The following is a 21,595-nucleotide window of genomic DNA, read 5'->3' as shown; positions in this document are numbered from 1 at the left end:
ACGTTTACGATGACACACCCGAAGGCGTAGAATGTCAACCGGATTTGTGGTCGTTCGTCTGAGTGGCCTTGGCCGCAAGGTCCGCTAATGTTAGTGGGAACGGAAGGGGATGGTCTTGGCATCCAGCATTCACGATCTTGCGCGTCATTTGAATATTTCGATCGGCACGGTGTCGCGGGCGCTCAATGGGCGCGCCGATGTCAATGCCGAGACGCGGCAGCGCGTGCTCGATGCGGCGCGCCTACTCAACTATTCACCCAACCAGTCGGGCAGGAACCTGCGCCGGGGCACCACGCATGCCGTCGCGTTCATGCTGCAGCCCCACCCGGGTGATCAGCAATATGGCGAGCCGTTTTTCATTCCGTTCCTGAGCGGGCTGCAAGCGGCACTGGCCGAGCACGGGCTCGACCTGATCATCGTCATGGGCGCGCCCGCCGACTATCAGCAGGAGCGCCTGCGACGGGTCGTCGAGACACGCCGCGCCGATGCCGTGTTGCTGGCCTGGACCCGGCGTGAGGACGATCGCATCGACTATCTCAGCAGGGCCGGCTTTCCCTTTGCGACGCTCGGCCGAAGCCAGTCCGGTGACGAGACCTATCCCTCGCTCGACCTCGATTTCGAGAAGGCGGGCGCCGACGCAGTCGACCGCCTGGTTGCACGCGGCCACCGCCGCATCGCCGCCATCCGGCCGTCGCTCGACCTCAACTTCGGCTATCTGTTTCTTGATGGCTATCGCAAGGCGCTGCGGCGGCACGGCATCGACATCGATCCCGAGCTGATCGCCGACGGCTTCATCAACGAAGCCGGCGGCTACGCCGTGACGCCGCAAGTCATGCGCTCGAAGGATCCGCCGACAGCGATCATCTTCAACAATGACGCGATGGCGCTCGGCGGCTGCAAGGCGCTTGCCGAGATGGGGATCATGCCCGGTCAGGGCATCGCGATGATGGTCATCGTCGATACGCCGCTCTGCCGCTATTTCTCCCCGGCGCTGACCGCTTTCCGCCCGGCATTGGAGCCGATGGGACGGCGGCTCGGCGAAATCCTGCTCGCCTCGCTGCCGGCTTTCGCCGGGCCCACGGGGCCGCAGACCATCAGGGAGGTCTGGCCGCTGGAACTGGTCGCGCGCGACAGCGATTGACCACACGCCTGTTTCCGCCATCCGCATTTGCCGGCTTTCATAGCGAAGTGGCATCTTGAATAGTAAGCACGCTTATTATATGTATCGCTCATGGTTTCAGATGGCATCGATAGATTGGGATTTTTGATCCACGACGTGCAACGCCTGATGCGCAAGCGCTTCGAGGCGCGCGCCAGCGGGCTCGGCCTGTCTTCGGCGCAATGGCGGCTTCTGGTCCGCGTTGCCAAGGAGGCGGGCGTTGCACAGGCGCGGCTCGCCGAACTGCTCGAAATCGAGCCGATCAGCGTTTCACGCCTGGTCGATCGGATGGAGGAGGGCGGCTGGATCGAACGCCGCTCCGACGCGACCGACCGGCGCGTGCGCATGATCTTCCCGACCGAGAAGGCGAATGCGGCCTATGCGGACGTCAAGAGCCTTGCTGGCGAGGTCTATGAGGAATCGCTCAGCGGCGTTTCGCCGGAAGACCGGCGCATCCTGATCCGGGCGCTGGATGTAATCGTGCAAAATCTGACGGACAGCGAAGCTTCGTCGCTTGAAAAGATCAAGAGTGCGGAAGGTGCGGCAGCATGAACGCGGTAGCCAAGGTAGAAGAAAACGCTCCCAAGGTGGAGATGGAAGCGCCGGTCCAGCCGGCATCAACCCCGGTCGCGGTCGCTCCTCCCGTGCAACCCGCGCCGGCGCCGAAGAAGAAGCGCCGCATCGGCCGCTTCTTCTTGATGTTCGCCTTGCCGGCGGCATTGATCATCGGCGGCGGCTATGTCTGGGTGACGGGCGGCCGCTACCAGGAAACGGAAAACGCCAATCTGCAGCAGGCCAAGGTGTCGATCGCCTCTGACACGGCCGGTCGTATCGTCCAGGTCGCCATAACGGACAACCAGACGGTCAAGCAGGGCGATCTCCTGTTCGCCATCGACCCCGAGCCCTACCGGATCGCGCTCGCCCAGGCGGACGCCGCGGTTGCTACCGCGCGCCTCAATGTCGAGCAGTTGCGCGCGGCCTATAGCCAGGCGCTGTCGCAGCAGAAGTCCGCTGCCAGCGAGGTCGACTATGCGCAGTCGCAATTCGATCGCGCCGCCGATCTTGCCCAGAAGGGCATCAACGCCAAGTCGTCGCTGGATCAGGCCAAGAACGATCTCGACAAAGCCAGGCAGCAACTGGCTGTTGCCGAGCAAGGCATCATCAGCGCCAAGGCGGCACTCGGCGGCAACCCCGACATCGAAACCGACAAGCATCCGACGGTGATGTCGGCGCTCGCGGCGCGCGACAAGGCTGCCTACGATCTGGAGCAGACCACCGTGAAGGCGCCTGCCGATGGTGTCGTCTATCAAGCCGCGTCCTTCAAGGTTGGCCAGTATGTCGGCTCCGGCACACCGTTGTTTGCGCTGGTCGAGACCGGCGACACCTGGGTCGACGCCAATTTCAAGGAAACCCAACTGACCAACATGAAGCCGGGCCAGAAGGCGGAGATCGTGGTCGATACCTATCCGGGCAGGACCTTCGAGGCGACGGTCAGGGCTATCGGTGCCGGCACCGGCGCGGACTTCTCGCTGCTGCCCGCCCAGAACGCCACCGGCAACTGGGTCAAGGTCACCCAACGCATCCCGGTGCGCCTGGAACTGACCGACCCCGACGCCAAGATGGCGCTGCGCACCGGCATGAGCGCCTCTGTTACGGTCGATACGGGCGTCGCGCGTGGCTGGCCGTCGATCTTCGGTCACGCTACGGCTGGCGAGCCCGCGAAGTAGTCTCGGCAGAAGCCCGCGGAGACCAAGCGGGTGAAAGCGAGTTGAAGGATTGGTCTGACGGGAGGGGTGGGAAGGATCAGCGTTTGGGCCGAGCCGCGTGGCAGCCGTCCAAAATCTGAAATCTTCGACACGGACCTGTCGGTCCTCAGGTTTCCGGGCGGCAGGCATCCGCTCATCAGAGACTTTCAGTCGATGTAACCCCCACATCGATAATCGCGTCCCACCGCGACGAAGGTCTCTCAACGGAAGGCTTTGCCGCCCGGAAACCCGTTGTACACGTTTCTGTTACCTTCTGGAAGTTCTGCGCCATGAGCACGTCCGAACCATTCAAAGAAGTGCCGCATCGTGGCCTGATCACGGTCGCGCTCATGCTGGCGACGGTCATGCAGGCGCTCGACACCACCATCGCCAACGTCGCGCTGCCGACCATGACCGGCGATCTCGGCGCCTCCCCCGACAACATCAACTGGGTGCTGACCTCCTACATCGTCGCCGCCGCCATCATGACGCCTGTCACCGGCTGGCTCGCCGACCGTTTCGGCCGCAAGGAGCTGTTCCTGACGGCGGTGGTCGGCTTCACCATCTTCTCGATGTTGTGCGGCTTGGCGTGGAGCCTGGAAACCATCGTGCTTTTCCGGCTGATGCAAGGTGTGTTCGGCGCCGCGATCGTGCCGCTGTCGCAGACCTTCCTGCTCGACATCAACCCCAAGGAGCGCCATGGTCAGGCGATGGCCATATGGGGCGCCGGCATCATGCTGGGACCGATCCTCGGCCCCACGCTCGGCGGCTGGCTGACCGAGAATTTCAACTGGCGCTGGGTGTTCTTCATCAACCTGCCGGTCGGCATCGTCGCCTTTCTTGGCATGGCGGCCTATTTGCCGGCGGTCGCCCGGCGGGTGCGCAGCTTCGATTTCTTCGGCTTTGCCATGATATCGCTCGGTGTCGGCGCCCTGCAGCTGATGCTCGATCGCGGTGGCGAGGTCGACTGGTTTTCCTCGGTTGAGATCTGGATCGAGCTTGGTCTTTCGCTCACCGGCTTCTGGGTGTTCATCATCCACACGATGACATCGGAACATCCCTTCATAGATCCGAAGATTTTTCTCGATCGCAACTTCGTCACCGGGCTGGCGTTCATCTTTGTCATGGGCGTGCTGATCCTGGCTTCGATGTCGCTGCTGCCGCCGATGCTGTCGACCATCTTCGGCTATCCGACCGTCACCATCGGCATCGTCATCGGGCCGCGCGGTGTCGGAACCATGATTTCCATGCTCGTCGTCGGGCGCATCATGGGCAAGGTCGATGCCAGGATTCTCGTCGTCATCGGTTTCCTCCTGACCGCGCAGTCGCTCTACACCATGGCAAGCTTCACCCCGCAGATGGATAACTGGCTGATCCTCAGCTCCGGCGTGATCCAGGGCCTGGGCATGGGCATGGTGTTCGTGCCGCTGTCGACCGTTGCCTTCGCCACGCTCGACGCCCGCTACCGCACCGATGCAACCTCGCTGTTCAGCCTGGTGCGAAATCTTGGCTCGTCGATCGGCGTGTCGGTCGTGACCGTGCTGCTGGTGCGCAACACCCAGATCAATCACGCCGAGCTTTCAACCTTCATCAACCCGTTCAATCCCAATCTCTGGGCGGTCTCGCCGGCGGCCGCCGGCGGCGACCCGACGGCACTGTCGCAGGTCGACCGCATGGTCAATCTGCAAGCGATGATGATCTCCTACGTCAACGACTTCAAAATCCTGATGATCATGACGCTGGCCGCCATCCCGTTCGTCTTCCTGCTGCGCAAGCCGAAAACAGCGCCGGCCGGCGGCGCGCCTGCCGCTCATATGGACTGATGTAGCGGCTGCTCGTCAGCGGATGTCCGCTGCCGGCGATGTCTTTGCTACCTGCCGAGCACCAGCGACCAGTAGCGCAGGTTGGGGTCGCGGCCGTCACGGACATAGGCAAGTCCGAAGCGGTTGAAGTCCGGATCGAGTATGTTGCGCCGGTGTCCCTGCGAATGCATCCAGATATCGAACAGCTTCTGTTGGTCGAAACGGCCGGCCGCGATGTTCTCGGCCGCGGCACCGTGCACGCCATTGTCCCTCATGCGCGAGGCGAAATCCTTGCCCCAGCCGGTGGTGTGGCTCATGTTTTCACGCTGCGCCATGTAGCCGGCCTGCTGCAATGCTGCTTGCTCCAACTGCGCGTCCGGGGTCAGCGGGCCGCGCCCGGCCGTGGCGCGCAGGCTTGCCAGCGTGCCGGTTGCCGAGGAGGAAACCCCGGCGCCTTGCCCTGTCGGCAGCGAGACGGTGCTGCAGGCGGCAAGCCCAAGCAAGGCCGCCAAGCCAGCCGCCTTGAGCCCAGCCGCCTTGAGCCAGGTGCGCCTGTTCAAGTTCGCGATCTGATCGCAATCGATTTTCGAAGTGGTCATGCGTGCCTGACTCGGTCCCGATCATGGCTTTTGCCGGGCAGGCGGTGAAAAATCTCGATCGAAGCGGCCCCTAGTTCACAAGCGTGATGAGGCGGCTGGAGTACATCTCTCGATTTCCGAACACCGCCGTGCAGTCGGTCTTGATGGAAGAGTTGCCTGTCATCTGCACGGTCAAGCCAACAAGCCTCAGGCAGTCCCCCTGACCACTCATGTCCGAATTGCCGGCAAACGAAACGGCCGCGTCAGGCGCATAGACGAATCCGCTAATCACGGAATTTGCGCCGCCATTCAGGGTCAAGGCCGAAACGTTCCCGCGGCTCTGGAAGATGGTGATGCCGGCGTAAGGTCCGCTGGTGGGCGGGGAAAGGTTCACCTTTTCATTGGCATTTATGATGATCTGTGCCCCTTCCGTGAGGAATATGGTTACGCCCTGGCCGCTCAGGCTGCCATTCCCGCCCGGCTTCAGGGTGACGCCGCGCAAGATGTAGACGCCCGGGTTGAACGTGATGTTTCCTGACAATGTCTTGTCGCAATAGGTGCCGGGCGACAGCGTGTAGGTTTTGCCGTTCGGCACCGGCAGGCAAAGTGTGTAGGGGGGAGGGACGATGTCGGCCAGGGGATCGAAGGACGCATATTGATGTTCGAGCGGCGTGCCGCAGGTGAGATTGGCAGCGGGCGGAGAAAGCCCGGAAGTGCCACCGACGGCCGATACGCAGCCCGCCGAGACCTGCGCGGAACCGCCCCTGCTGACGGCATCGGACGCGTCCGAGTTTGCCGCGATCACGCAGTTGCTCATGGCGACATCGGTCGAGCCTTGTAGGCTCACCGCCGCCGACGCATGCGGATCGAGCGCCAGCACGCAGGCCTGGGCGCCCGGGTGCATCTTGACCGTCGCCGACCGGTGAGCTGGCCAGGGGGCAGCGCCGTTGATGAAGCTCGGACGGTTGATGCCGGACGACAGCGAGATGTAATAGGCGCTCGGATCGCCGCTGGCGGTGGCCGAAAAGGCGGAAACGCTGTCTGAATATTCCTGCTGGTCGGCAATGCTCAAATTGGCTGCGAAGAATGTCAGCCCAAGCCCCTGGACATCGTTCGCGCTCATGCTGGGCAGGTATTTGGTGCCGACGGCAAGGCCAGCCGCGTCCAGCGAGTTCTGCAGTTGCGCGGCGTCATCGCTCGTGCCCGTCAGGTCGAGGGTGCCGGCGACGACAGCCATTATCGGCAGCAAGGCTACGGCGGTCGCCATGGCGAAATTGCCGCGTTCGCAAGACCAGAAGCCCTTCAATGTGAACATCGCCCCTCGCCAACGTTTGTAAAGCTCAGGTGATACGCTCTGGGTCTCTACGAGTAATTTAAGCAATAGCTAAAATGCATGGATTCTAAAATGAACTCAGTGGTTCGCCAGACGATGACCGCTCAGCAAACCTTATGAGACGCGGCGACAATCCCGGGAAGATCGGCTATTATGTCAGCGTTCTTGAAGTGGCAGCTACGGGCAGCCACCCTAGGCGGTGACCGCCCCCCGAGAAAAACGGAGGAAGGTTATGGCCGGCTTTCATGTCATGGCGGACGCGTACGGGATGCATGTGCAACCAGCGGTCCGCCGCATTTCCACGGCGGACCTCTGGGACGCGCTCAGACTTGGCGCCGATGACTTCTGGGCCAAGCCCTCGCATTACGTGTTCCTGTGCCTGATCTATCCAGTCGCCGGCCTGATCCTGACGCAGTGGACGTCCGGCTCCAACGCCATCCAGCTCGTCTATCCCTTGATGTCGGGCTTTGCCCTGGTCGGGCCGTTCGCCGCGATCGGACTCTATGAGATCAGCCGCCGGCGCGAGCTCGGCATGAACACCAACTGGCGGCATGCGCTCGATGTTCGCCATTCATCGGCGCTGCCCTCGATAGCGGTTATCGGAATCATGCTGTTCGCGCTGTTCCTGTTGTGGCTGTTCACGGCGCAGTCGATCTACACCAGCCTTTTCGGCGGCGAGCCGCCGGCTTCGGTCGGGGCCTTCCTGCGCGATGTGCTGACGACCAGCAAGGGCTGGAGGCTGATCCTTCTCGGCAACGCGGCCGGCCTGGTTTTCGCGGTGGTCGTGCTGGCGACCACGGTCGTTGCTTTTCCGCTTCTGCTCGATCGGGATGTCGGCGCCGTTTCGGCGATAGAGACCTCGGCGCGCGCGGTCATGGCAAATCCGCTGCAGATGGCGCTATGGGGCCTCATCGTCGCGGTGCTGCTGGTGATCGGCTCGATCCCGCTGTTTGCCGGTCTCGCCGTCGTCATGCCGATCCTCGGCCACGCGACCTGGCATCTCTACCGCAAGGTGGTCGAGCCGGCCCAGATCCGGCCGCCGCGCCGGCCGATGTGACGCTTCAGCGCTGCGCGTCGGTCGCCATCTTCAGCGCCAGCGCCGTCAGCACGGTTCCCATCATCCAGCGCTGGATGACCAGCCACAGCGGGCGTCCGGCGAGGAAGGTGGCGATCGAGCCGGCCGTCAGCGCGATGACGGCGTTGACGCTGAGGCTGATCGATATCTGCGTCGCGCCCAGCACCAGAAGCTGCGACAGGACATGGCCCTTGCCGGGGCTGATGAACTGCGGCAGCAGCGACAGATAGAGAACGGCCACCTTGGGATTGAGCAGATTGGTCATCAATCCCATGGCGAACAGCTTGCGCGGCCGGTCCTTCGGCAGGTCGCGCACCTGGAATGGCGAGCGTCCGCCCGGTTTCACGGCCTGCCAGGCCAGCCACAAGAGGTAGAGTACGCCGGCAAAGCGCAGCACATCATAGGCATAAGGCACCGCGATCAGCAGCGCCGTGATGCCGAACGCGGCCGACAGCACGTAGAACAGGAATCCGACCGCAACCCCGCCAAGCGAGATCAGTCCGGCCTTCGGCCCTTGCGACAGTGAGCGCGAGATCAGATAGATCATGTTCGGACCCGGCGTCAGCACCATGCCGAGGCAGACCAGCGCGAAGGCGAGATGGTTGGCGGTATCGGGCATTGTTCGTTCCCAGCCTGCCGCGATGGATGAGAGACCATGCGAGTGGCCAATCTGTGCCTGTCACCGCAGGCGCCCGCAAGGGCTTGACGGCGCCGGGCGTTGCGCCAGGGAACGAACTCGGGTTAGCCGACGACGCGCAGGTTCGACAGCTCGTTGCCGATTTCCTTGAAATCGTTTGCCAGGCTGGCGCCGGTCGCATTCCAGAACAGCTTCGCCGGTTTGCTCGGATCCGTCGCATCCTTGCGGAAGCGTGAATTCGACGAGCAGGATTTCAGCGCATCGATCGCCAGCTTGTCGCTGGCCTTGCTCGTCGATAGGTCGAGCGCCACCGTCATCACCATGATGTTGGCTGCCTTGGCGTTGTTGCAGAGCGTGGCCATCTGCTCGTTGAGGGCATTGGTGTAGTTGCCGTTCGAATAGTCGAACTGACCGATGGCGCTCGATGTGCCCATGAACAGGCGTCCGACCGAGGTGCCGTTGTAGCCGGGGTTGAGGTAGCCGAAGGAGGCGTAGGTCGATTTCGAATTGGCGGGGTCGGAATAGCCCAGCGAGGATGGCGTATAATAGGTGTTGGCGCCGTCGGTCAGCACGATCACCACCTTGTCGTTGCCTCTTTCGGTTTCCGGGCGTCCTTGCGTGAACGGCTCTCCGCTCGAGACCACCCGCCAGCCCCAGGCCATGCCCTCGGGAACATTGGTGCCGCCATTCGGCTGCATCAGGTCGATCGCCGCCTTGATCGAGGTGAGCCCGTCGGCGACGCTGACGTCGGTCAGCGGCGTGATCGGGTTGGTGGTGCAGCTGTAATTCGGCCCGTTACCGGCGGGCAGCGCCGGCGCATCGATCGGCCGCGGCTGGAAATATTTGGCCATGTTGCGCAGCCGCGATTGGCCGCTGCTGCTCGATGGATCGTCGTTCCACCAGCTGTTGATGGCACCATAAGTTACCGGCGCGGCCTCGTCGGGGTCCTGGGTGAGTTTCCAGTGATTGCCGGGTTCGTCGGGCGCGAACATCGGCACGAACATCGTTGCCGGATCGCCGACGCCGATGCCGGTGTTGGCCGAGCCACCGGACGGCGTGGCGTCGTTGATATTGTAAGGGTAGGGCCGTGCCTCGACGCAGCCTTGCCAACTGGCGAACGGACCGTAGGAATCGACATAGTCATATTCGTTGTGGCTGCTTTTGCAGGTGTTGTTCGAATTGTATGCGTCGCAGACCACGCGCTTGCTATTGACGATACGCTCGTGGTTGGTGACGACCTTCATGTCGCGATAAAGCGAAAACCGGGTCAGCATCTGGCCTTCCTCGGTTCCCCAGCCGGTGCCGCGCTTGTACCAGATGCCGTTGGTCTGCTGGGCGTATTTGTTGGCGCCGTTCAGCGTCGACCAGTCGAAATTCTCGTTCGATACCGGCGACAGACCCTCGGTGTCCATCCACGAGGCGTTGCCGTTGCCGGGGCCGACATTGACGGAGGCGGCAAAGGGCACGAGGCCGAATTGCACCGGCCTGTCGACCTGCTTGATCATCGCGGCCTGCTGGGCAAGCGTGTCGACCAGTTGCTTGGCCGCTGTTTTGAGCAGATCGATGCGCTTTTGTCCTGAGCCGGTGCCGGGCGTGACCATCGATCCGGAATTGTCGAGCACCAGGGCAACCTCCAGCGTGTTCTTCAGCCGGACTTGCGAGGTGACGTTGAAGCTGAGCCTCTGGTTGGCATCGGTCGCCGATTTGCCGACGAACTGGGCGAAGGCGGGGTAGAAATAGGGCTTGTAATTAAGTTGGGCGGTCATGGTCAGCAGGCCGCCGCCGCTGGTGTTGCTCGGCAAGGTGACGTTGAGCGTCGCGCTGGCGGGATCGATGTCGTTCAAATTGGCGTTGAAAAAGTCGAGCGCGTAGGCTCTCAGCTGATCGTCGGTGGCGCCTTCCGTCAGCCGGCGGGCCGTGGCGAAGTTGGCGGCGTCGAGCGCGTTCATCACCATCTGCTTTTCACGGTTCATTTCCGTGAAATCGACGGCGATCGCCAGGCCGCCCATCAGCGGCACCATCCCCACAGCCGTCATGAGAGCATAGTTGCCGCGCCTGTCGCGGCGGAACTGACGCCAGATTTCAAACATGCTTGCAGCGGCCCCCGCCGACGGATTCTCGGCCGGCGCCAGCTTTCCACAAAACGCTGAAGGACGGGTTTGGGAAACCGCTCTATTGCTTGGTCGGCGCTTCACCAACCGCTAACCAATCAAGGCCGCGGCTTGCGCCGCAATTCGCGCCGGTCAAGGCGAAAGCTGGTGACAGCATGGGCCGGTTCGGATAATTCGAACCGGCCGCGGGGAACCGTCGGCCGCTGTAACCGCAACGATCATACTGAAGGAAACGGCATGGCGGATTCGCCTGAAATCGTCGGCTCGCTCGAAGACGTCTCGAAAGCCTATTCGGCAATTCTTTGCGATGTCTGGGGGGTGGTGCACAATGGCGAATGGCATTTTCCGGCTGCCGCGGCTGCGCTGGCAGCGGCAAGGGCGGACGGCACTCCTGTCGTTCTGATCACCAACTCGCCGCGCCGCAGCGCCGATGTCGTGGCGCAGATGAGCGTGATCGGCGTCCCGCCATCAGCCTATGACCGTGTGGTGACCTCGGGCGACGTGACCCGTGATCTGATCGCGGAGGGCCCGCGCAAGGTCTTCCACATCGGCGCCGACCGCGATCTGACCCTTTATGACGGCCTGGATGTCGAACTCGTCGAGGAGTTCGAGGCCACTGGCGTCGTGTGCACCGGGCTGTTCGACGACGAGGTCGAAAAACCCGACGACTATACGGAACTGCTGCGCCGGTTGCGCGCCAGGAACCTGCCGTTCATCTGCGCCAATCCCGATATCATGGTGGAACGAGGCGAACGGATCATCTGGTGCGCCGGCGCGCTCGCGCGCGACTACGCGCAGCTCGGCGGTCGCACGCTGATCGCCGGAAAACCCTACGCGCCGATTTACGAGGTCGCGATGAAGGAGGTGGCCGAGATCCTCGGCCGGTCGGTTGAGCGTTCGCGAATACTGGCAATCGGCGACGGCATGATGACCGACGTCAAGGGCGCTGCCGACAATGGTTTCGACGTCCTCTATGTCTCTGGCGGCATTCATGCCCGCGACTATGGCGATCCATTCCGGCCGGATCCGGCAAAGCTCGGGCTCTTCCTGGAGCGGCACGGCTATCGTCCGGTGGCCGTGATCGCAAGACTGCAGTAGGTGGCAATGGTCGCGTTCCAGCATCTTACGACAACCGCGCCGCTGCCCGCCGATCTGCGAGGGGGCGTGGTCGCGATCGGCAATTTCGATGGCGTCCACCGCGGCCATCAATCCGTGCTCGAACGGGCATTGGCGGAGGCCGTGCGGCGTGGCGTACCGGCCCTGGTGCTGACCTTTGAACCGCACCCGCGAACGGTTTTCAGGCCTGATCTGCCGCTTTTCGTGCTGACGCCGCCGCCGATGAAGGCGCACCTCCTGTCGCTGCTGGGCTTTGCCGCGCTCGTCGAGCAGCCGTTCACGCGCGACTTCGCCTCGCTGTCGGCGGAAGCCTTCGTCACCGATGTGCTGGAGAGGGCGCTGGGCATTACCCATGCCGTGACCGGTTTCGATTTCCATTTCGGCAAGGACCGCCAGGGCGGGCCGGCTTATCTGATGGCTGCCGGCGAGCGCCACGGCTTCGGTGTTACCCTCGTCGACGCCTTTCGCGACGAAGGCGCCGAGGTGGTTTCGTCGAGCCGCATCCGTGCCTTGCTTTGCAAGGGCGAGGTGGCCGAGGCCGCCGGTCTGCTTGGCTATCGCTTTACGGTGGAAAGCGAGGTTGTCGGCGGCCAGCAGCTCGGGCGAACGCTCGGCTTTCCCACAGCCAATATGAGGCTTCCGGCGGAAGCCACGCTCAAGGAAGGGATCTACGCCGTCCGCTTCCGTCGCGCGGACGGTACGCTGCACGACGGCGTCGCCAGCTTTGGCCGCCGCCCGACGGTCGACGACAATGGCGCGCCGCTCCTGGAAACCTTCGTCTTCGACTTTTCCGGCGATCTCTATGGCGAGACTTGCGAGGTGTCGTTCTTCGGCTTCCTGCGCAGCGAGATCAAGTTCGACGGGCTCGACGCACTGGTCGTGCAGATGAAGCGCGATGAAGTCGAGGCCCGCGCGCTGCTTGGCGGCGTCAAGCCACTCTCCGGCCTGGACGCCGCGGTGGCGTTCTGAAGCATGATCCCGAAAGGGGAAACGAGTTCCTATTTCTTCAACGCAAGACCGACGGCGATGAAGGTCCAGCCCTGGAAGATCAGGTCGATCGCCAGGAACAGTCCGAGCACCCACAGGCTGTTGACCGGCCAGCCCATGGCGATGATCAGGCCCGCGAGCACGCTGATGACGCCCGCCGCGACAATCCAGCCCCAGCCGCGCTCCGGACGGTGGCTGTAGCCGACCCAGGCCCGCAGCGCGCCGGACGCGACGAGCGCGATGGCCAGCAGGAAGGTCAGCACCGCCGAGGCGAGCAGCGGATTGTCGAAAGCGAAGAACCCTGCGACCGCATAAAGCAGTCCGCTGAGCAGCCAGTAGAAGAAGCGGCCCCAGGTCTTGACCCCGAAAGCATGCATGATCTCGATGATGCCGGCCACCAGCATCAGCCATCCGACAACGTAGACGGAAGCCACCGTGGCGATGAACAGATTGCCGAAGGCTACACCGCCGAGGATCAGCAGCACCACGCCCAGACCGACGAACCATCCCCATTTGTCACGCGTCCGGCCGATCGCGTTCTTCAGAGTATCGCCGTGCAAGGTCATGTCGCCACCTCCATAGAGGACCGCCAGCATGCAGGGAGGTTACCCTCGGCGCCGACCCGCGTCCAGCCGATGGCGGGCGCGATGGTGCAGGCAATGCGCGCTGGATGTCTCGCCCTTAAATCAAATTTTACCAAAGCCTCGTCAAAGCTGTCGCCGCAGGGCAGTTGTATCGTGTTAGTGGAGTGACCATGAGTGAGGTCGGGAAGATTTCTGTAGCCGTGGCTACTGTCGTGCTCGCCATGTCAGGCGCGGCCGAAGCCGGTGATGGCGCTTTCGGCTGGCTGTCCGGCGACTGGTATCTGACGGTCGGCGCGACCGGCCTGGTGGCGCCCAATTTCGAGGGCGGCAAGAAATACATGCTGAGCGCCCAGCCCATCATTTCGCTGGGCAAGGCCGGCCCTGCGGCTCGCTTCACCTCACGCAACGACAATATTTCGCTGGCGCTTGTCGACGACGGCGGCGTCCGTGCAGGCCTGACCGGCAAGTTCCTGTTCTCGCGCGACGACGGCGATGCCGACGAGCTCAGGGGGCTCGACCCGGTCCGCTGGGGCGGCGAGGTCGGCGGCTTCTTCGAATTCTATCCGACGGACTGGATGCGCGCGCGCGCGGAATTGCGGCATGGCATCCGAGCCCATAACGGCTTTGTCGCCGACATCGCCGCTGATGCATTCTACGACGTGACGCCAACCGTCAGGATTTCGGGTGGCCCGCGCGTGTCGTTCGCCTCGGCGAACTATTTCGATGCCTATTACGGTGTCAACGCGCAGGAAGCCGTGGCCTCGGGCCTGAGCCAGTACAATCCCGGCGGCGGCCTGAAATCCGTCGGCCTCGGTGGCGCGGTGACCTGGAAGGTGACCGATCCGATGACTGCCAGCCTGTTTGGCGAATATTCGCGCCTGGAGGGTCCGGCCGCTGATTCCAGCCTGGTCAGGGAGCGTGGCGACCGCAACCAGTTCATGGTCGGCGTGTCGACCACCTACCGCTTCGACTTCAAGATGTAAGCGAATCGAACGAGACGCTTTATTCCTGCGCTCTTCTCCGCTAAAAGCCCAGCAATGACGAGCTTTTTGCGCCTTCACGCGCCGACGATACGAATTACCAGCCCGGTGTTCCCAGCAGCCTGAAGGCTGTAGGAGCCGCCGGGAATATTGCGCGCGGCCTCTCGCGCTTTTCCAGATCATCAAAGCATGTCGCCCCGAGTGGGCCCCGTTTTTGGGAACGGCATGCGTGTAAAATAGAGTTTCACGCCGCAAGCCACGTGGCCCGGCATGCACATGGCAGACCAATGACCGACGAAACCCAATCGACAATCGACTATTCGAAGACCCTTTATCTGCCGCAGACGGAGTTTCCGATGCGCGCCGGCCTGCCCGAGAAGGAGCCGGTGCTGGTCAAGCGCTGGCAGGACATGGACCTCTACCGCAAGCTGCGCGAGAGCGCGGCGGGGCGCACAAAATACGTGCTGCATGACGGTCCGCCCTACGCCAACGGCAACATCCATATCGGCCACGCGCTGAACAAGATCCTCAAGGACGTCATCACCCGCTCATTCCAGATGCGCGGCTACGACTCGAACTATGTGCCCGGCTGGGACTGTCACGGCCTCCCGATCGAATGGAAGATCGAGGAACAATACCGCGCCAAGGGCAAGAACAAGGACGAGGTGCCGGTCAACGAATTCCGCCAGGAATGCCGTGAATTCGCCGCGCACTGGATCTCGGTGCAGGGTGGAGAGTTCCAGCGTCTCGGTGTCATCGGCGACTTCAAGAACCCTTATACGACCATGGCCTTCCACGCCGAGTCGCGCATCGCCGGTGAATTGTTGAAGTTCGCCATGTCCGGCCAGCTCTACCGTGGTTCCAAGCCGGTGATGTGGAGCGTCGTCGAGCGGACTGCGCTCGCCGAGGCCGAGATCGAGTACCAGGACTACGAGTCAGACACGATCTGGGCGAAGTTTCCGGTGGCCAATCTCGTCGTCGCCAGTGTGGTGGACGGGCAGCCGGCGGAGCTCGATCCGGACCTGAGCGGTCGGTCGCTTGACCTGCTGGATGCTCATGTCGTCATCTGGACGACGACGCCGTGGACCATCCCGGGCAATCGCGCCGTCAGCTATTCGCCGCGTGTCGCCTACGGCCTCTACAAGGTGACGGCGGCCGAGAATGCGTTTGGCCCGCAGCCAGGCGAGAAGCTGATCTTTGCCGATGCGCTGGCAGAGGAAAGCCAGGCCAAGGCCAAGGTCACCTTGAAGCGTCTTCACGGCATCAGCGCCGAACAGCTTGGAAATCTTGTGCTTTCGCATCCCTTCAAGGGCCTCGGTGGCGGCTATGAATTCCCGGTTGCGATGATTGCCGGCGACCATGTCACCGACGATGCCGGCACCGGCTTCGTGCACACCGCTCCCGGCCATGGCCGGGAGGACTTTGATGCCTGGATGGACGCCGCGCCCGCGCTGCGCCAACGTGGCATCGACACCGAAATCCCGTTCACCGTCGACGATGCCGGCTTCTTCACCAAGGACGCGCCGGGCCTCGGCCCTGACCGCGAAGGCGGAGCCGCGCGCGTGATCGACGACAATGGCAAGAAGGGCAACGCCAACCAGGCGGTCATCGATGAGCTGATCAAGCGCAATGCGCTGTTCGCGCGCGGCCGGCTGAAGCACAGCTACCCGCATTCATGGCGTTCGAAGAAGCCGGTCATCTTCCGCAACACGCCGCAATGGTTCGTCTACATGGACAAGGACCTCGGCGACGGCACCACGCTGCGGGGCCGCGCGCTGAAGGCCATCGACGAGACGCGCTTTGTCCCGGCCGCCGGCCAGAACCGCATTCGCGCCATGATCGAGGAGCGCCCGGACTGGGTGCTGTCGCGCCAGCGCGCCTGGGGCGTGCCGATCGCCGTCTTCGCCGACGAGGATGGCAATGTGCTGAAGGACGAGGCCGTCAACCGCCGCATCATGGACGCCTTCGAGGCGGAAGGCGCCGACGCCTGGTTCGCGCCCGGCGCCAAGGAGCGCTTCCTCGGCAATCACGATGCATCCAAATGGAAGCAGGTGATGGACATTCTCGACGTCTGGTTCGATTCGGGCTCGACACATGTCTTCACCTTGGAAGACCGGCCCGACCTGAAGTGGCCGGCCGACGTCTATCTCGAAGGCTCCGACCAGCATCGCGGCTGGTTCCACTCCTCGCTGCTCGAAAGTTGCGGCACCAGGGGCAGGGCGCCTTATGACACCGTCGTCACCCATGGCTTCACCATGGACGAGGATGGGCGCAAGATGTCGAAATCGCTCGGCAACACGGTCGTGCCGCAGGATGTGATCAAGCAGTCCGGCGCCGATATCCTGCGTCTCTGGGTGGTGACGACGGACTATTGGGAAGACCAGCGGCTCGGCAAGAACGTGCTGCAGACCAACATCGACGCCTACCGCAAGCTGCGCAACACCATACGCTGGATGCTGGGCACGCTCGCCCATGACGATGGTGAGGTCGTTCCCCTGGAGACGATGCCGGAGCTTGAGCGGCTGATGCTGCACCGGCTGGCCGAACTCGACGAGGTGGTACGCCAGGGCTACGACGCCTTCGAGTTCAAGCGCATCACGCGCGCACTGCTCGATTTCATGGTGGTCGAGCTGTCGGCTTTCTATTTCGATATCCGCAAGGACGCGCTCTACTGCGACGGCCCGTCGAGCGTGAAGCGCAAGGCCTCGGTCCAGGTGGTGCGCCATCTCTTCGACTGCCTGGTGAAATGGCTGGCGCCGATGCTGCCCTTCACCATGGAGGAGGCGTGGCTGGAGCGTCATGCCGATGGGGTGTCGGTGCATCTCGACCAGTTCCCGCAAATCCCTGCGGGTTGGAGGAACGAGGCGCTGGCGGAGAAATGGCGCAAGGTCAGGCAGGTGCGCCGCGTCGTCACCGGCGCGCTCGAGATTGCGCGTGCCCAGAAGGTGATCGGCTCCTCGCTGGAGGCTGTCCCCGTGGTCACGATCAACGACGCGGCGCTCGAGGCGGCGATATCGGACGTCGACATGGCTGAAATGGCCATCACCAGCGATCTCGTCATTGCCCATGGCGAGGCGCCGCGAACCGCCTTCGCCCTCGATGATGTTAAGGGCGTTGCCGTGGTCGTCGAGAAAGCGGAGGATCGCGGCCTGGTCAAATGCGCGCGTTCCTGGCGCTACACCGCCGATGTCGGGCAGGATTCCGAGTTTCCGGATGTTTCGGCACGGGATGCCGCGGTGCTGCACGAACTGAAAGCGCTGGGAAGGCTCTAGTGCCTGTCGCCCAAAGAAGTGCACAAATGCCACGCCGCGCGGGTGCAAACCCGCCCGTGCGTTGCCCTTAACGAGTGGTTGAGGTAAACACGCGAAACTCCGGAAGACAAATTGTCGCCGGATTTCCGTCGCAAGTGCTTGCACGATGGGGACCGGACACAAGGCCGGTGCGATCGAGAGGTTGTCTAGAGTGGGACTTTTTGGCATGACCGAAAGATATAACGCGCGCCTTGCGCTGCTGGCGCCGCTTGTCGCATCGGGCCTCGCTTTGTCCGGCTGCATGGGCTCTCCGACCTACGGCACCGACAAGACCGCCGCCGAGCAGCTGGCCGGCGATCTTACAGGCGCCGTTTCCTTCGCGCCGAAGCGCAAGGACCCGATCGACTACAAGCCACGTCCCACCCTGGTGAAGCCGGCACCTGGCCAGAAGGAAGCGCTGCCTGCCCCGCAGGAAAGCATCCAGACGGCAAACGCCGGTTGGCCCGAATCGCCCGAGCAGCGCCGCGCGCGCCTGCGCGCCGACGCCACCGCACACCAGAATGATCCGGCCTACCAGTCGGAGATCGTCGATGACGTGCAGACGGATCCGGCTTCGGTGAAAAGGGCGATGGAGGAATCAGGATCCAGCCACCCGCCGGCGTGGAAACCCGCCGATTCCGACAAGGGCCGCGCCGCCGAGATCCAGCGCCGCCTTGCCGAGAGCAAGCAGGGCGATCCGAACACGCGTAAATACCTCAGCGAGCCGCCATTGGCCTACCGTGTCGCCTCCGATGCCGCGCCGCAGAACGAACTCGGCGAAGACGAGTACAAGAAAGAACGCGCTCTCAAGGCAAAGGCCGAGGGCAAGAAGGGCGGCTGGTTCGACTGGTTGCAGTAAGAACAAGTCGCGCAGGTCTTGCGGCGGCCTTGGCTCAGTCTCGACGTCCCCTGAAAAAATCCTTCAGCAGCAGGCCTGCTTCGGTCTCGGCCATGCCCGGATAGATGTCGGGCGTGTGGTGGCAGGTCGGAGAGGCGAAGAAGCGCACGCCGTTGACGACGGCGCCGCCCTTTTCGTCGGCCGCGCCAAAATAGAGACGGCGCAGCCTGGCGAAGGAGATTGCCCCGGCGCACATGGCGCAGGGCTCCAGCGTGACATAGAGATCGTGGCCGGTGAGCCGCTCGCTCGAGAGTTTGCCGCAGGCTTCACGGATCACCAGCATCTCGGCATGGGCCGTCGGGTCCGCAAGCTCGCGCGTGCGGTTGCCTGCACTGGCAATAACCGCGCCGCCATTGGCGATGACCGCGCCGACCGGCACTTCGCCACGCAAGGCTGCCGCTTCGGCCTCTTTTAGCGCCAGGGCCATGAAATCCGGCCTCTTCAAGGGGTTTGTCTTCCCATTATATCCTCGCCACCCGGCGGTGATCCTGTTATGGAGCGCATCAACCCGAAAAATCGGACTCGATTTTCGGAAATGATCATGCGCCAAATCAAAAGTGCTACAGCGTTCGTTGCGCGCCGAACGGATGCGCCACGCTGTAGCAGCGCAAACGGACAAAGGCCACATGGACGACAACGACAAGAAATCTCCGCGCAAAGCCGGCCCGGGCAGGAGTGGCCCGAAATCGGCAGGTGCACGTGGCCGCGATGCCGGCAAGGGCGGGAAGCCGTCCTTTGCTGCGAAAAAACCTTATGCGCCACGTGGCGATCGGCCGATGGCCGCCGACGGCGACCGGCCGAAGCGGGACTTCAAGGGCGGCGACAGGCCATTCAGCAAGGGACCGCGCCCCGAAGGCAAGCCTTATGAAAAGCGCGAAGGCCCGCGCAAGCCCTATGCGCCGCGTGGCGACCGCCCGATGGCGGCCGAAGGCGAGCGCAAGCCTTATGAAAAGCGTGAGGGACCACGCAAGCCCTACGCGCCGCGCGGCGACCGCCCGATGGCAGCCGAAGGCGAACGCAAGCCCTATGAGAAGCGCGAGGGACCACGCAAGCCCTACGCGCCGCGTGGCGACCGTCCGGTTTCTGCATCGGCGGAGGGCGGTGAAAAGCGCTTCGACCGTCCCAAGCGTGATTTCGGAGATCGTCCGAAGCGGGATTTCGCTGACCGTCCAAAGCGTGACTTTGGCGGCGACAGACCCAAGCGTGATTTCGGTGATCGGCCGCAAGGCGCGTCTGGCGGCGGCTTCAAGCCGCGCTCGCGGCCTGCCGAAGCAACGGAAGAAGCCGGCGAGCGCATCGCCAAGCGGCTGGCACGCGCCGGGCTCGCCTCGCGCCGCGACGCCGAGGAGTTGATCGCCGCCGGCCGCGTCAAGGTCAATGGCAAGGTGCTGGCTTCGCCGGCGTTCAACGTCATGCCCAATGACATCATCCATCTCGATGGCATGGAAATCCCGCCGATCGAACGCACGCGCCTGTTCCTGTTCCACAAGCCGGCCGGCGTCGTCACCACCAACCGCGATCCGGAAGGCCGCAAGACCGTCTTCGACGTGCTGCCGGCCGAACTGCCGCGGCTGATGACCATCGGCCGCCTCGATATCAACACCGAAGGCCTGCTGCTGCTGACCAATGATGGCGGCCTGTCGCGCGTACTCGAACTGCCGGCCACTGGCTGGTTGCGCCGCTACCGCGTGCGCGTTCATGGCAAGGTCGAGGAAAGCGCGCTCGCCGGCCTGCGCGAGGGCATTGCCGTCGACGGCGTCTTCTACGGCGCCATCGAAGCCAGCTTGGATCGCGAGCAGGGCTCCAACGCCTGGCTGACGATCGGTCTGCGCGAGGGCAAGAACCGTGAGGTCAAGAACATCCTCGGCGCGCTCGGCCTCGACGTCACGCGGCTGATCCGCATCTCCTACGGTCCGTTCCAGCTCGAGGATCTCGCCGAGGGCCATGTTCTGGAGATCAAGGGCCGGGTGCTGCGCGACCAGCTCGGCGAGCGCCTGGTCGAGGAATCCGGCGCCAATTTCGACGCCGAGATAACAAAACCGTTTTCCAATCAGCCGGTGCGGCGTACCGAAGTCCGAGAAGTCGAGCCCGAACGGCCGAAGTTTACGCGAGACGGCGAGCGCCGGCCGATCGGCGAGGGCGGGCTGATCAAGAACCGCAAACGCCGGGAAGGCAGCCGCGACGAGGCGCTCGGCAAACTGTCGACGAGCCCCGACAGGGGTGAGAGACCAGAAAAGAGCTTCGGCGATCGCGGTCCGCGACCGGAGCGCGGCGGCTTTGGCGATAAGCCGCGCGGAGGTTTTGGCGACAAGCCGCGCGGCGGATTCGGTGACAAGCCTCGTGGCGGCGGCAAGAAACCCGAACGCGAGCAACGGCCGATCGAGCCGCCGGGCCAGCGCAAGGCCAATGTCTGGATGGCGCCGGGAGCCCGGCCGATCGGCAAGGGCAGGGCGGAGGCCGATGCGGCCAAGGCGGCCGAGAACAAGGCACGCAAGGCCTCGTTCAAGCCGTCTTATGGCAAGCCCGCCGGCAAGCCAGGTGGCGTGAAACCGTTCGGCAAGCCGCGTGGCGAACGTCCAGGAGGCGCCGGTGGCGGCGAGCGGCCGCGCGGCGGCCCCAAGGGCCCCCGGACAAGATGAGAATTGTCGGCGGTGAGTTTCGCGGGCGTCCGCTGGCGACGCCCCGCAGCAGCGCCATCCGCCCGACGACCGATCGCACCCGCGAGGCCGTCTTCAACGTCCTGGCGCATCGCTTTGCCGGGCAACTGGACGGCGCGCGCGTGCTCGACCTGTTCGCTGGCACCGGCGCGCTTGGCCTGGAAGCCCTGTCGCGCGGGGCATCCTATGGCGTCTTCATCGAGGAATCGGCCGAGGGCCGTGGTCTGATCCGCGACAATGTCGAAGCCTTCGGCCTGACCGGACGGACCAAGATCTTCCGCCGTGATGCAACCGGCCTTGGCGAGGCGGGCACGCTGGCGCCGTTCGGTCTGGTCTTTGCCGATCCGCCCTATGGCAAGGGCCTTGGCGAGCTAGCCCTGCGGTCGGCCCAGGCCGGCGGCTGGCTGCGGCCAGGCGCACTCTGTGTGGTCGAGGAGACGGCGGTGGTTCCCTTCGAGCCAGGCCCGGGCTTTTCCGTGCTTGATGAGCGCAACTATGGCGAGACCGTGATCCGCTTCATCGAAGCTGCCTGAGAGGCCTGCTTTCAGCCGTGGCCTCTTTGCCGCCGCCTTTGCCGGCAACATGACCAACAATTCACTTTGCTTGTCGCCAGCGCCTTGCCTATCGTCGCTGCATGAAACCG

Annotated in this window: 18 protein-coding genes; 12 read left to right on the top strand and 6 right to left on the bottom strand. The window is 63.7% G+C overall.

The features are described 5' to 3' along the window. Positions 1-115: 115 nt before the first annotated feature. The 4 genes from FJ950_RS13620 (at position 116) to FJ950_RS13605 (ending at position 4,727) form a co-directional block, all read left to right on the top strand. Positions 116-1,141: a LacI family DNA-binding transcriptional regulator gene (locus FJ950_RS13620; protein WP_140617142.1), complete on the top strand. Its 1,026-nt coding sequence runs from the start codon at positions 116-118 to the stop codon at positions 1,139-1,141. A 90-nt stretch (positions 1,142-1,231) separates the two neighbouring features. Further along, a complete protein-coding gene (locus FJ950_RS13615; RefSeq protein WP_015318373.1) occupies positions 1,232-1,711 on the top strand; it encodes a MarR family transcriptional regulator in 480 nt (159 codons plus the stop codon). Beyond that, positions 1,708-2,886, top strand: coding sequence for an HlyD family secretion protein (locus FJ950_RS13610; protein ID WP_140617141.1), 1,179 nt, complete (start codon positions 1,708-1,710; stop codon positions 2,884-2,886). Before FJ950_RS13615 ends, FJ950_RS13610 begins: the two co-directional genes overlap by 4 nt. Positions 2,887-3,194: 308 nt before the next feature. Continuing rightward, the gene (locus FJ950_RS13605; protein WP_140617140.1) at positions 3,195-4,727 is read left to right on the top strand and encodes a DHA2 family efflux MFS transporter permease subunit; all 1,533 of its coding nucleotides are present in this window, start codon (positions 3,195-3,197) and stop codon (positions 4,725-4,727) included. A gap of 47 nt (positions 4,728-4,774) precedes the next feature. Here the strand turns inward: FJ950_RS13605 and FJ950_RS13600 are convergent, their stop codons facing one another. Then, on the bottom strand, positions 4,775-5,305 hold the full coding sequence (locus FJ950_RS13600) for a CAP domain-containing protein (RefSeq protein ID WP_181171209.1): 531 nt from the start codon (positions 5,303-5,305) through the stop codon (positions 4,775-4,777). A gap of 70 nt (positions 5,306-5,375) precedes the next feature. After that, positions 5,376-6,599 carry a pilus assembly protein TadG-related protein gene (locus FJ950_RS13595; RefSeq protein WP_140617257.1) on the bottom strand — a complete coding sequence of 408 codons (1,224 nt, stop codon included), beginning with the start codon at positions 6,597-6,599 and terminating at the stop codon, positions 5,376-5,378. Between the two features lie 250 nt (positions 6,600-6,849). On the opposite strand from FJ950_RS13595, the gene FJ950_RS13590 reads away from it, so the two are divergent. After that, positions 6,850-7,674 (top strand): DUF2189 domain-containing protein, encoded by an 825-nt coding sequence (locus FJ950_RS13590; protein WP_140617139.1) that lies wholly within the window; start codon positions 6,850-6,852, stop codon positions 7,672-7,674. A 4-nt stretch (positions 7,675-7,678) separates the two neighbouring features. Here FJ950_RS13590 and FJ950_RS13585 read toward each other — a convergent pair whose 3' ends face one another. Then, complete coding sequence (locus tag FJ950_RS13585) at positions 7,679-8,311, bottom strand: LysE family translocator (RefSeq protein ID WP_015318367.1); 633 nt, start codon at positions 8,309-8,311, stop codon at positions 7,679-7,681. A gap of 122 nt (positions 8,312-8,433) precedes the next feature. Further along, positions 8,434-10,419: a TadE/TadG family type IV pilus assembly protein gene (locus FJ950_RS13580; RefSeq protein ID WP_181171207.1), complete on the bottom strand. Its 1,986-nt coding sequence runs from the start codon at positions 10,417-10,419 to the stop codon at positions 8,434-8,436. A gap of 258 nt (positions 10,420-10,677) precedes the next feature. On the opposite strand from FJ950_RS13580, the gene FJ950_RS13575 reads away from it, so the two are divergent. Both FJ950_RS13575 and FJ950_RS13570 read left to right on the top strand, forming a co-directional pair. After that, on the top strand, positions 10,678-11,538 hold the full coding sequence (locus FJ950_RS13575) for a TIGR01459 family HAD-type hydrolase (protein WP_140617138.1): 861 nt from the start codon (positions 10,678-10,680) through the stop codon (positions 11,536-11,538). A 6-nt stretch (positions 11,539-11,544) separates the two neighbouring features. Then, on the top strand, positions 11,545-12,525 hold the full coding sequence (locus FJ950_RS13570; protein ID WP_015318364.1) for a bifunctional riboflavin kinase/FAD synthetase: 981 nt from the start codon (positions 11,545-11,547) through the stop codon (positions 12,523-12,525). A gap of 29 nt (positions 12,526-12,554) precedes the next feature. Here the strand turns inward: FJ950_RS13570 and FJ950_RS13565 are convergent, their stop codons facing one another. After that, a complete protein-coding gene (locus FJ950_RS13565) occupies positions 12,555-13,109 on the bottom strand; it encodes an HdeD family acid-resistance protein (RefSeq protein ID WP_015318363.1) in 555 nt (184 codons plus the stop codon). 188 nt (positions 13,110-13,297) lie between these two features. On the opposite strand from FJ950_RS13565, the gene FJ950_RS13560 reads away from it, so the two are divergent. The 3 genes from FJ950_RS13560 to FJ950_RS13550 all read left to right on the top strand — a co-directional run bounded on the left by FJ950_RS13560 (position 13,298) and on the right by FJ950_RS13550 (position 18,256). Continuing rightward, positions 13,298-14,110 carry a MipA/OmpV family protein gene (locus FJ950_RS13560; RefSeq protein WP_140617137.1) on the top strand — a complete coding sequence of 271 codons (813 nt, stop codon included), beginning with the start codon at positions 13,298-13,300 and terminating at the stop codon, positions 14,108-14,110. Positions 14,111-14,394: 284 nt separating this feature from the next. Next, positions 14,395-17,379: an isoleucine--tRNA ligase gene (gene ileS, locus FJ950_RS13555; RefSeq protein ID WP_140617136.1), complete on the top strand. Its 2,985-nt coding sequence runs from the start codon at positions 14,395-14,397 to the stop codon at positions 17,377-17,379. Positions 17,380-17,584: 205 nt separating this feature from the next. After that, a complete protein-coding gene (locus tag FJ950_RS13550) occupies positions 17,585-18,256 on the top strand; it encodes a hypothetical protein (protein ID WP_015318360.1) in 672 nt (223 codons plus the stop codon). A gap of 34 nt (positions 18,257-18,290) precedes the next feature. Here FJ950_RS13550 and FJ950_RS13545 read toward each other — a convergent pair whose 3' ends face one another. Beyond that, positions 18,291-18,740 (bottom strand): nucleoside deaminase, encoded by a 450-nt coding sequence (locus tag FJ950_RS13545; RefSeq protein WP_041163474.1) that lies wholly within the window; start codon positions 18,738-18,740, stop codon positions 18,291-18,293. A 181-nt stretch (positions 18,741-18,921) separates the two neighbouring features. Between FJ950_RS13545 and FJ950_RS13540 the strand changes: the two genes are divergently transcribed. Both FJ950_RS13540 and rsmD read left to right on the top strand, forming a co-directional pair. After that, positions 18,922-20,934 (top strand): pseudouridine synthase, encoded by a 2,013-nt coding sequence (locus tag FJ950_RS13540; RefSeq protein WP_140617135.1) that lies wholly within the window; start codon positions 18,922-18,924, stop codon positions 20,932-20,934. After that, on the top strand, positions 20,931-21,485 hold the full coding sequence (gene rsmD / locus FJ950_RS13535; protein WP_015318357.1) for a 16S rRNA (guanine(966)-N(2))-methyltransferase RsmD: 555 nt from the start codon (positions 20,931-20,933) through the stop codon (positions 21,483-21,485). The genes FJ950_RS13540 and rsmD overlap by 4 nt, the downstream gene beginning before the upstream one ends. Positions 21,486-21,595 lie beyond the last annotated feature (110 nt).

Origin of the sequence: Mesorhizobium sp. B2-3-14, assembly GCF_006442175.1 — a bacterium.
GTDB classification, from domain to species: domain Bacteria; phylum Pseudomonadota; class Alphaproteobacteria; order Rhizobiales; family Rhizobiaceae; genus Mesorhizobium; species Mesorhizobium australicum.
Note: the sequence above shows the minus strand (reverse complement) of the source record. Positions and strands in the feature narration are given on the sequence as shown.

Coding starts and splice junctions, on each gene's coding strand:
- FJ950_RS13610 (WP_140617141.1), top strand. CDS start 1,708: ATGAACGCGGTAGCCAAGGTAGAAGAAAACGCTCCCAAGGTGGAGATG.
- FJ950_RS13540 (WP_140617135.1), top strand. CDS start 18,922: ATGGACGACAACGACAAGAAATCTCCGCGCAAAGCCGGCCCGGGCAGG.
- FJ950_RS13575 (WP_140617138.1), top strand. CDS start 10,678: ATGGCGGATTCGCCTGAAATCGTCGGCTCGCTCGAAGACGTCTCGAAA.
- FJ950_RS13570 (WP_015318364.1), top strand. CDS start 11,545: ATGGTCGCGTTCCAGCATCTTACGACAACCGCGCCGCTGCCCGCCGAT.
- FJ950_RS13595 (WP_140617257.1), bottom strand. CDS start 6,599: ATGTTCACATTGAAGGGCTTCTGGTCTTGCGAACGCGGCAATTTCGCC.
- FJ950_RS13560 (WP_140617137.1), top strand. CDS start 13,298: ATGAGTGAGGTCGGGAAGATTTCTGTAGCCGTGGCTACTGTCGTGCTC.
- FJ950_RS13605 (WP_140617140.1), top strand. CDS start 3,195: ATGAGCACGTCCGAACCATTCAAAGAAGTGCCGCATCGTGGCCTGATC.
- FJ950_RS13585 (WP_015318367.1), bottom strand. CDS start 8,311: ATGCCCGATACCGCCAACCATCTCGCCTTCGCGCTGGTCTGCCTCGGC.
- rsmD (WP_015318357.1), top strand. CDS start 20,931: ATGAGAATTGTCGGCGGTGAGTTTCGCGGGCGTCCGCTGGCGACGCCC.
- FJ950_RS13565 (WP_015318363.1), bottom strand. CDS start 13,109: ATGACCTTGCACGGCGATACTCTGAAGAACGCGATCGGCCGGACGCGT.
- ileS (WP_140617136.1), top strand. CDS start 14,395: ATGACCGACGAAACCCAATCGACAATCGACTATTCGAAGACCCTTTAT.
- FJ950_RS13600 (WP_181171209.1), bottom strand. CDS start 5,305: ATGACCACTTCGAAAATCGATTGCGATCAGATCGCGAACTTGAACAGG.
- FJ950_RS13550 (WP_015318360.1), top strand. CDS start 17,585: ATGACCGAAAGATATAACGCGCGCCTTGCGCTGCTGGCGCCGCTTGTC.
- FJ950_RS13590 (WP_140617139.1), top strand. CDS start 6,850: ATGGCCGGCTTTCATGTCATGGCGGACGCGTACGGGATGCATGTGCAA.
- FJ950_RS13615 (WP_015318373.1), top strand. CDS start 1,232: ATGGTTTCAGATGGCATCGATAGATTGGGATTTTTGATCCACGACGTG.
- FJ950_RS13580 (WP_181171207.1), bottom strand. CDS start 10,419: ATGTTTGAAATCTGGCGTCAGTTCCGCCGCGACAGGCGCGGCAACTAT.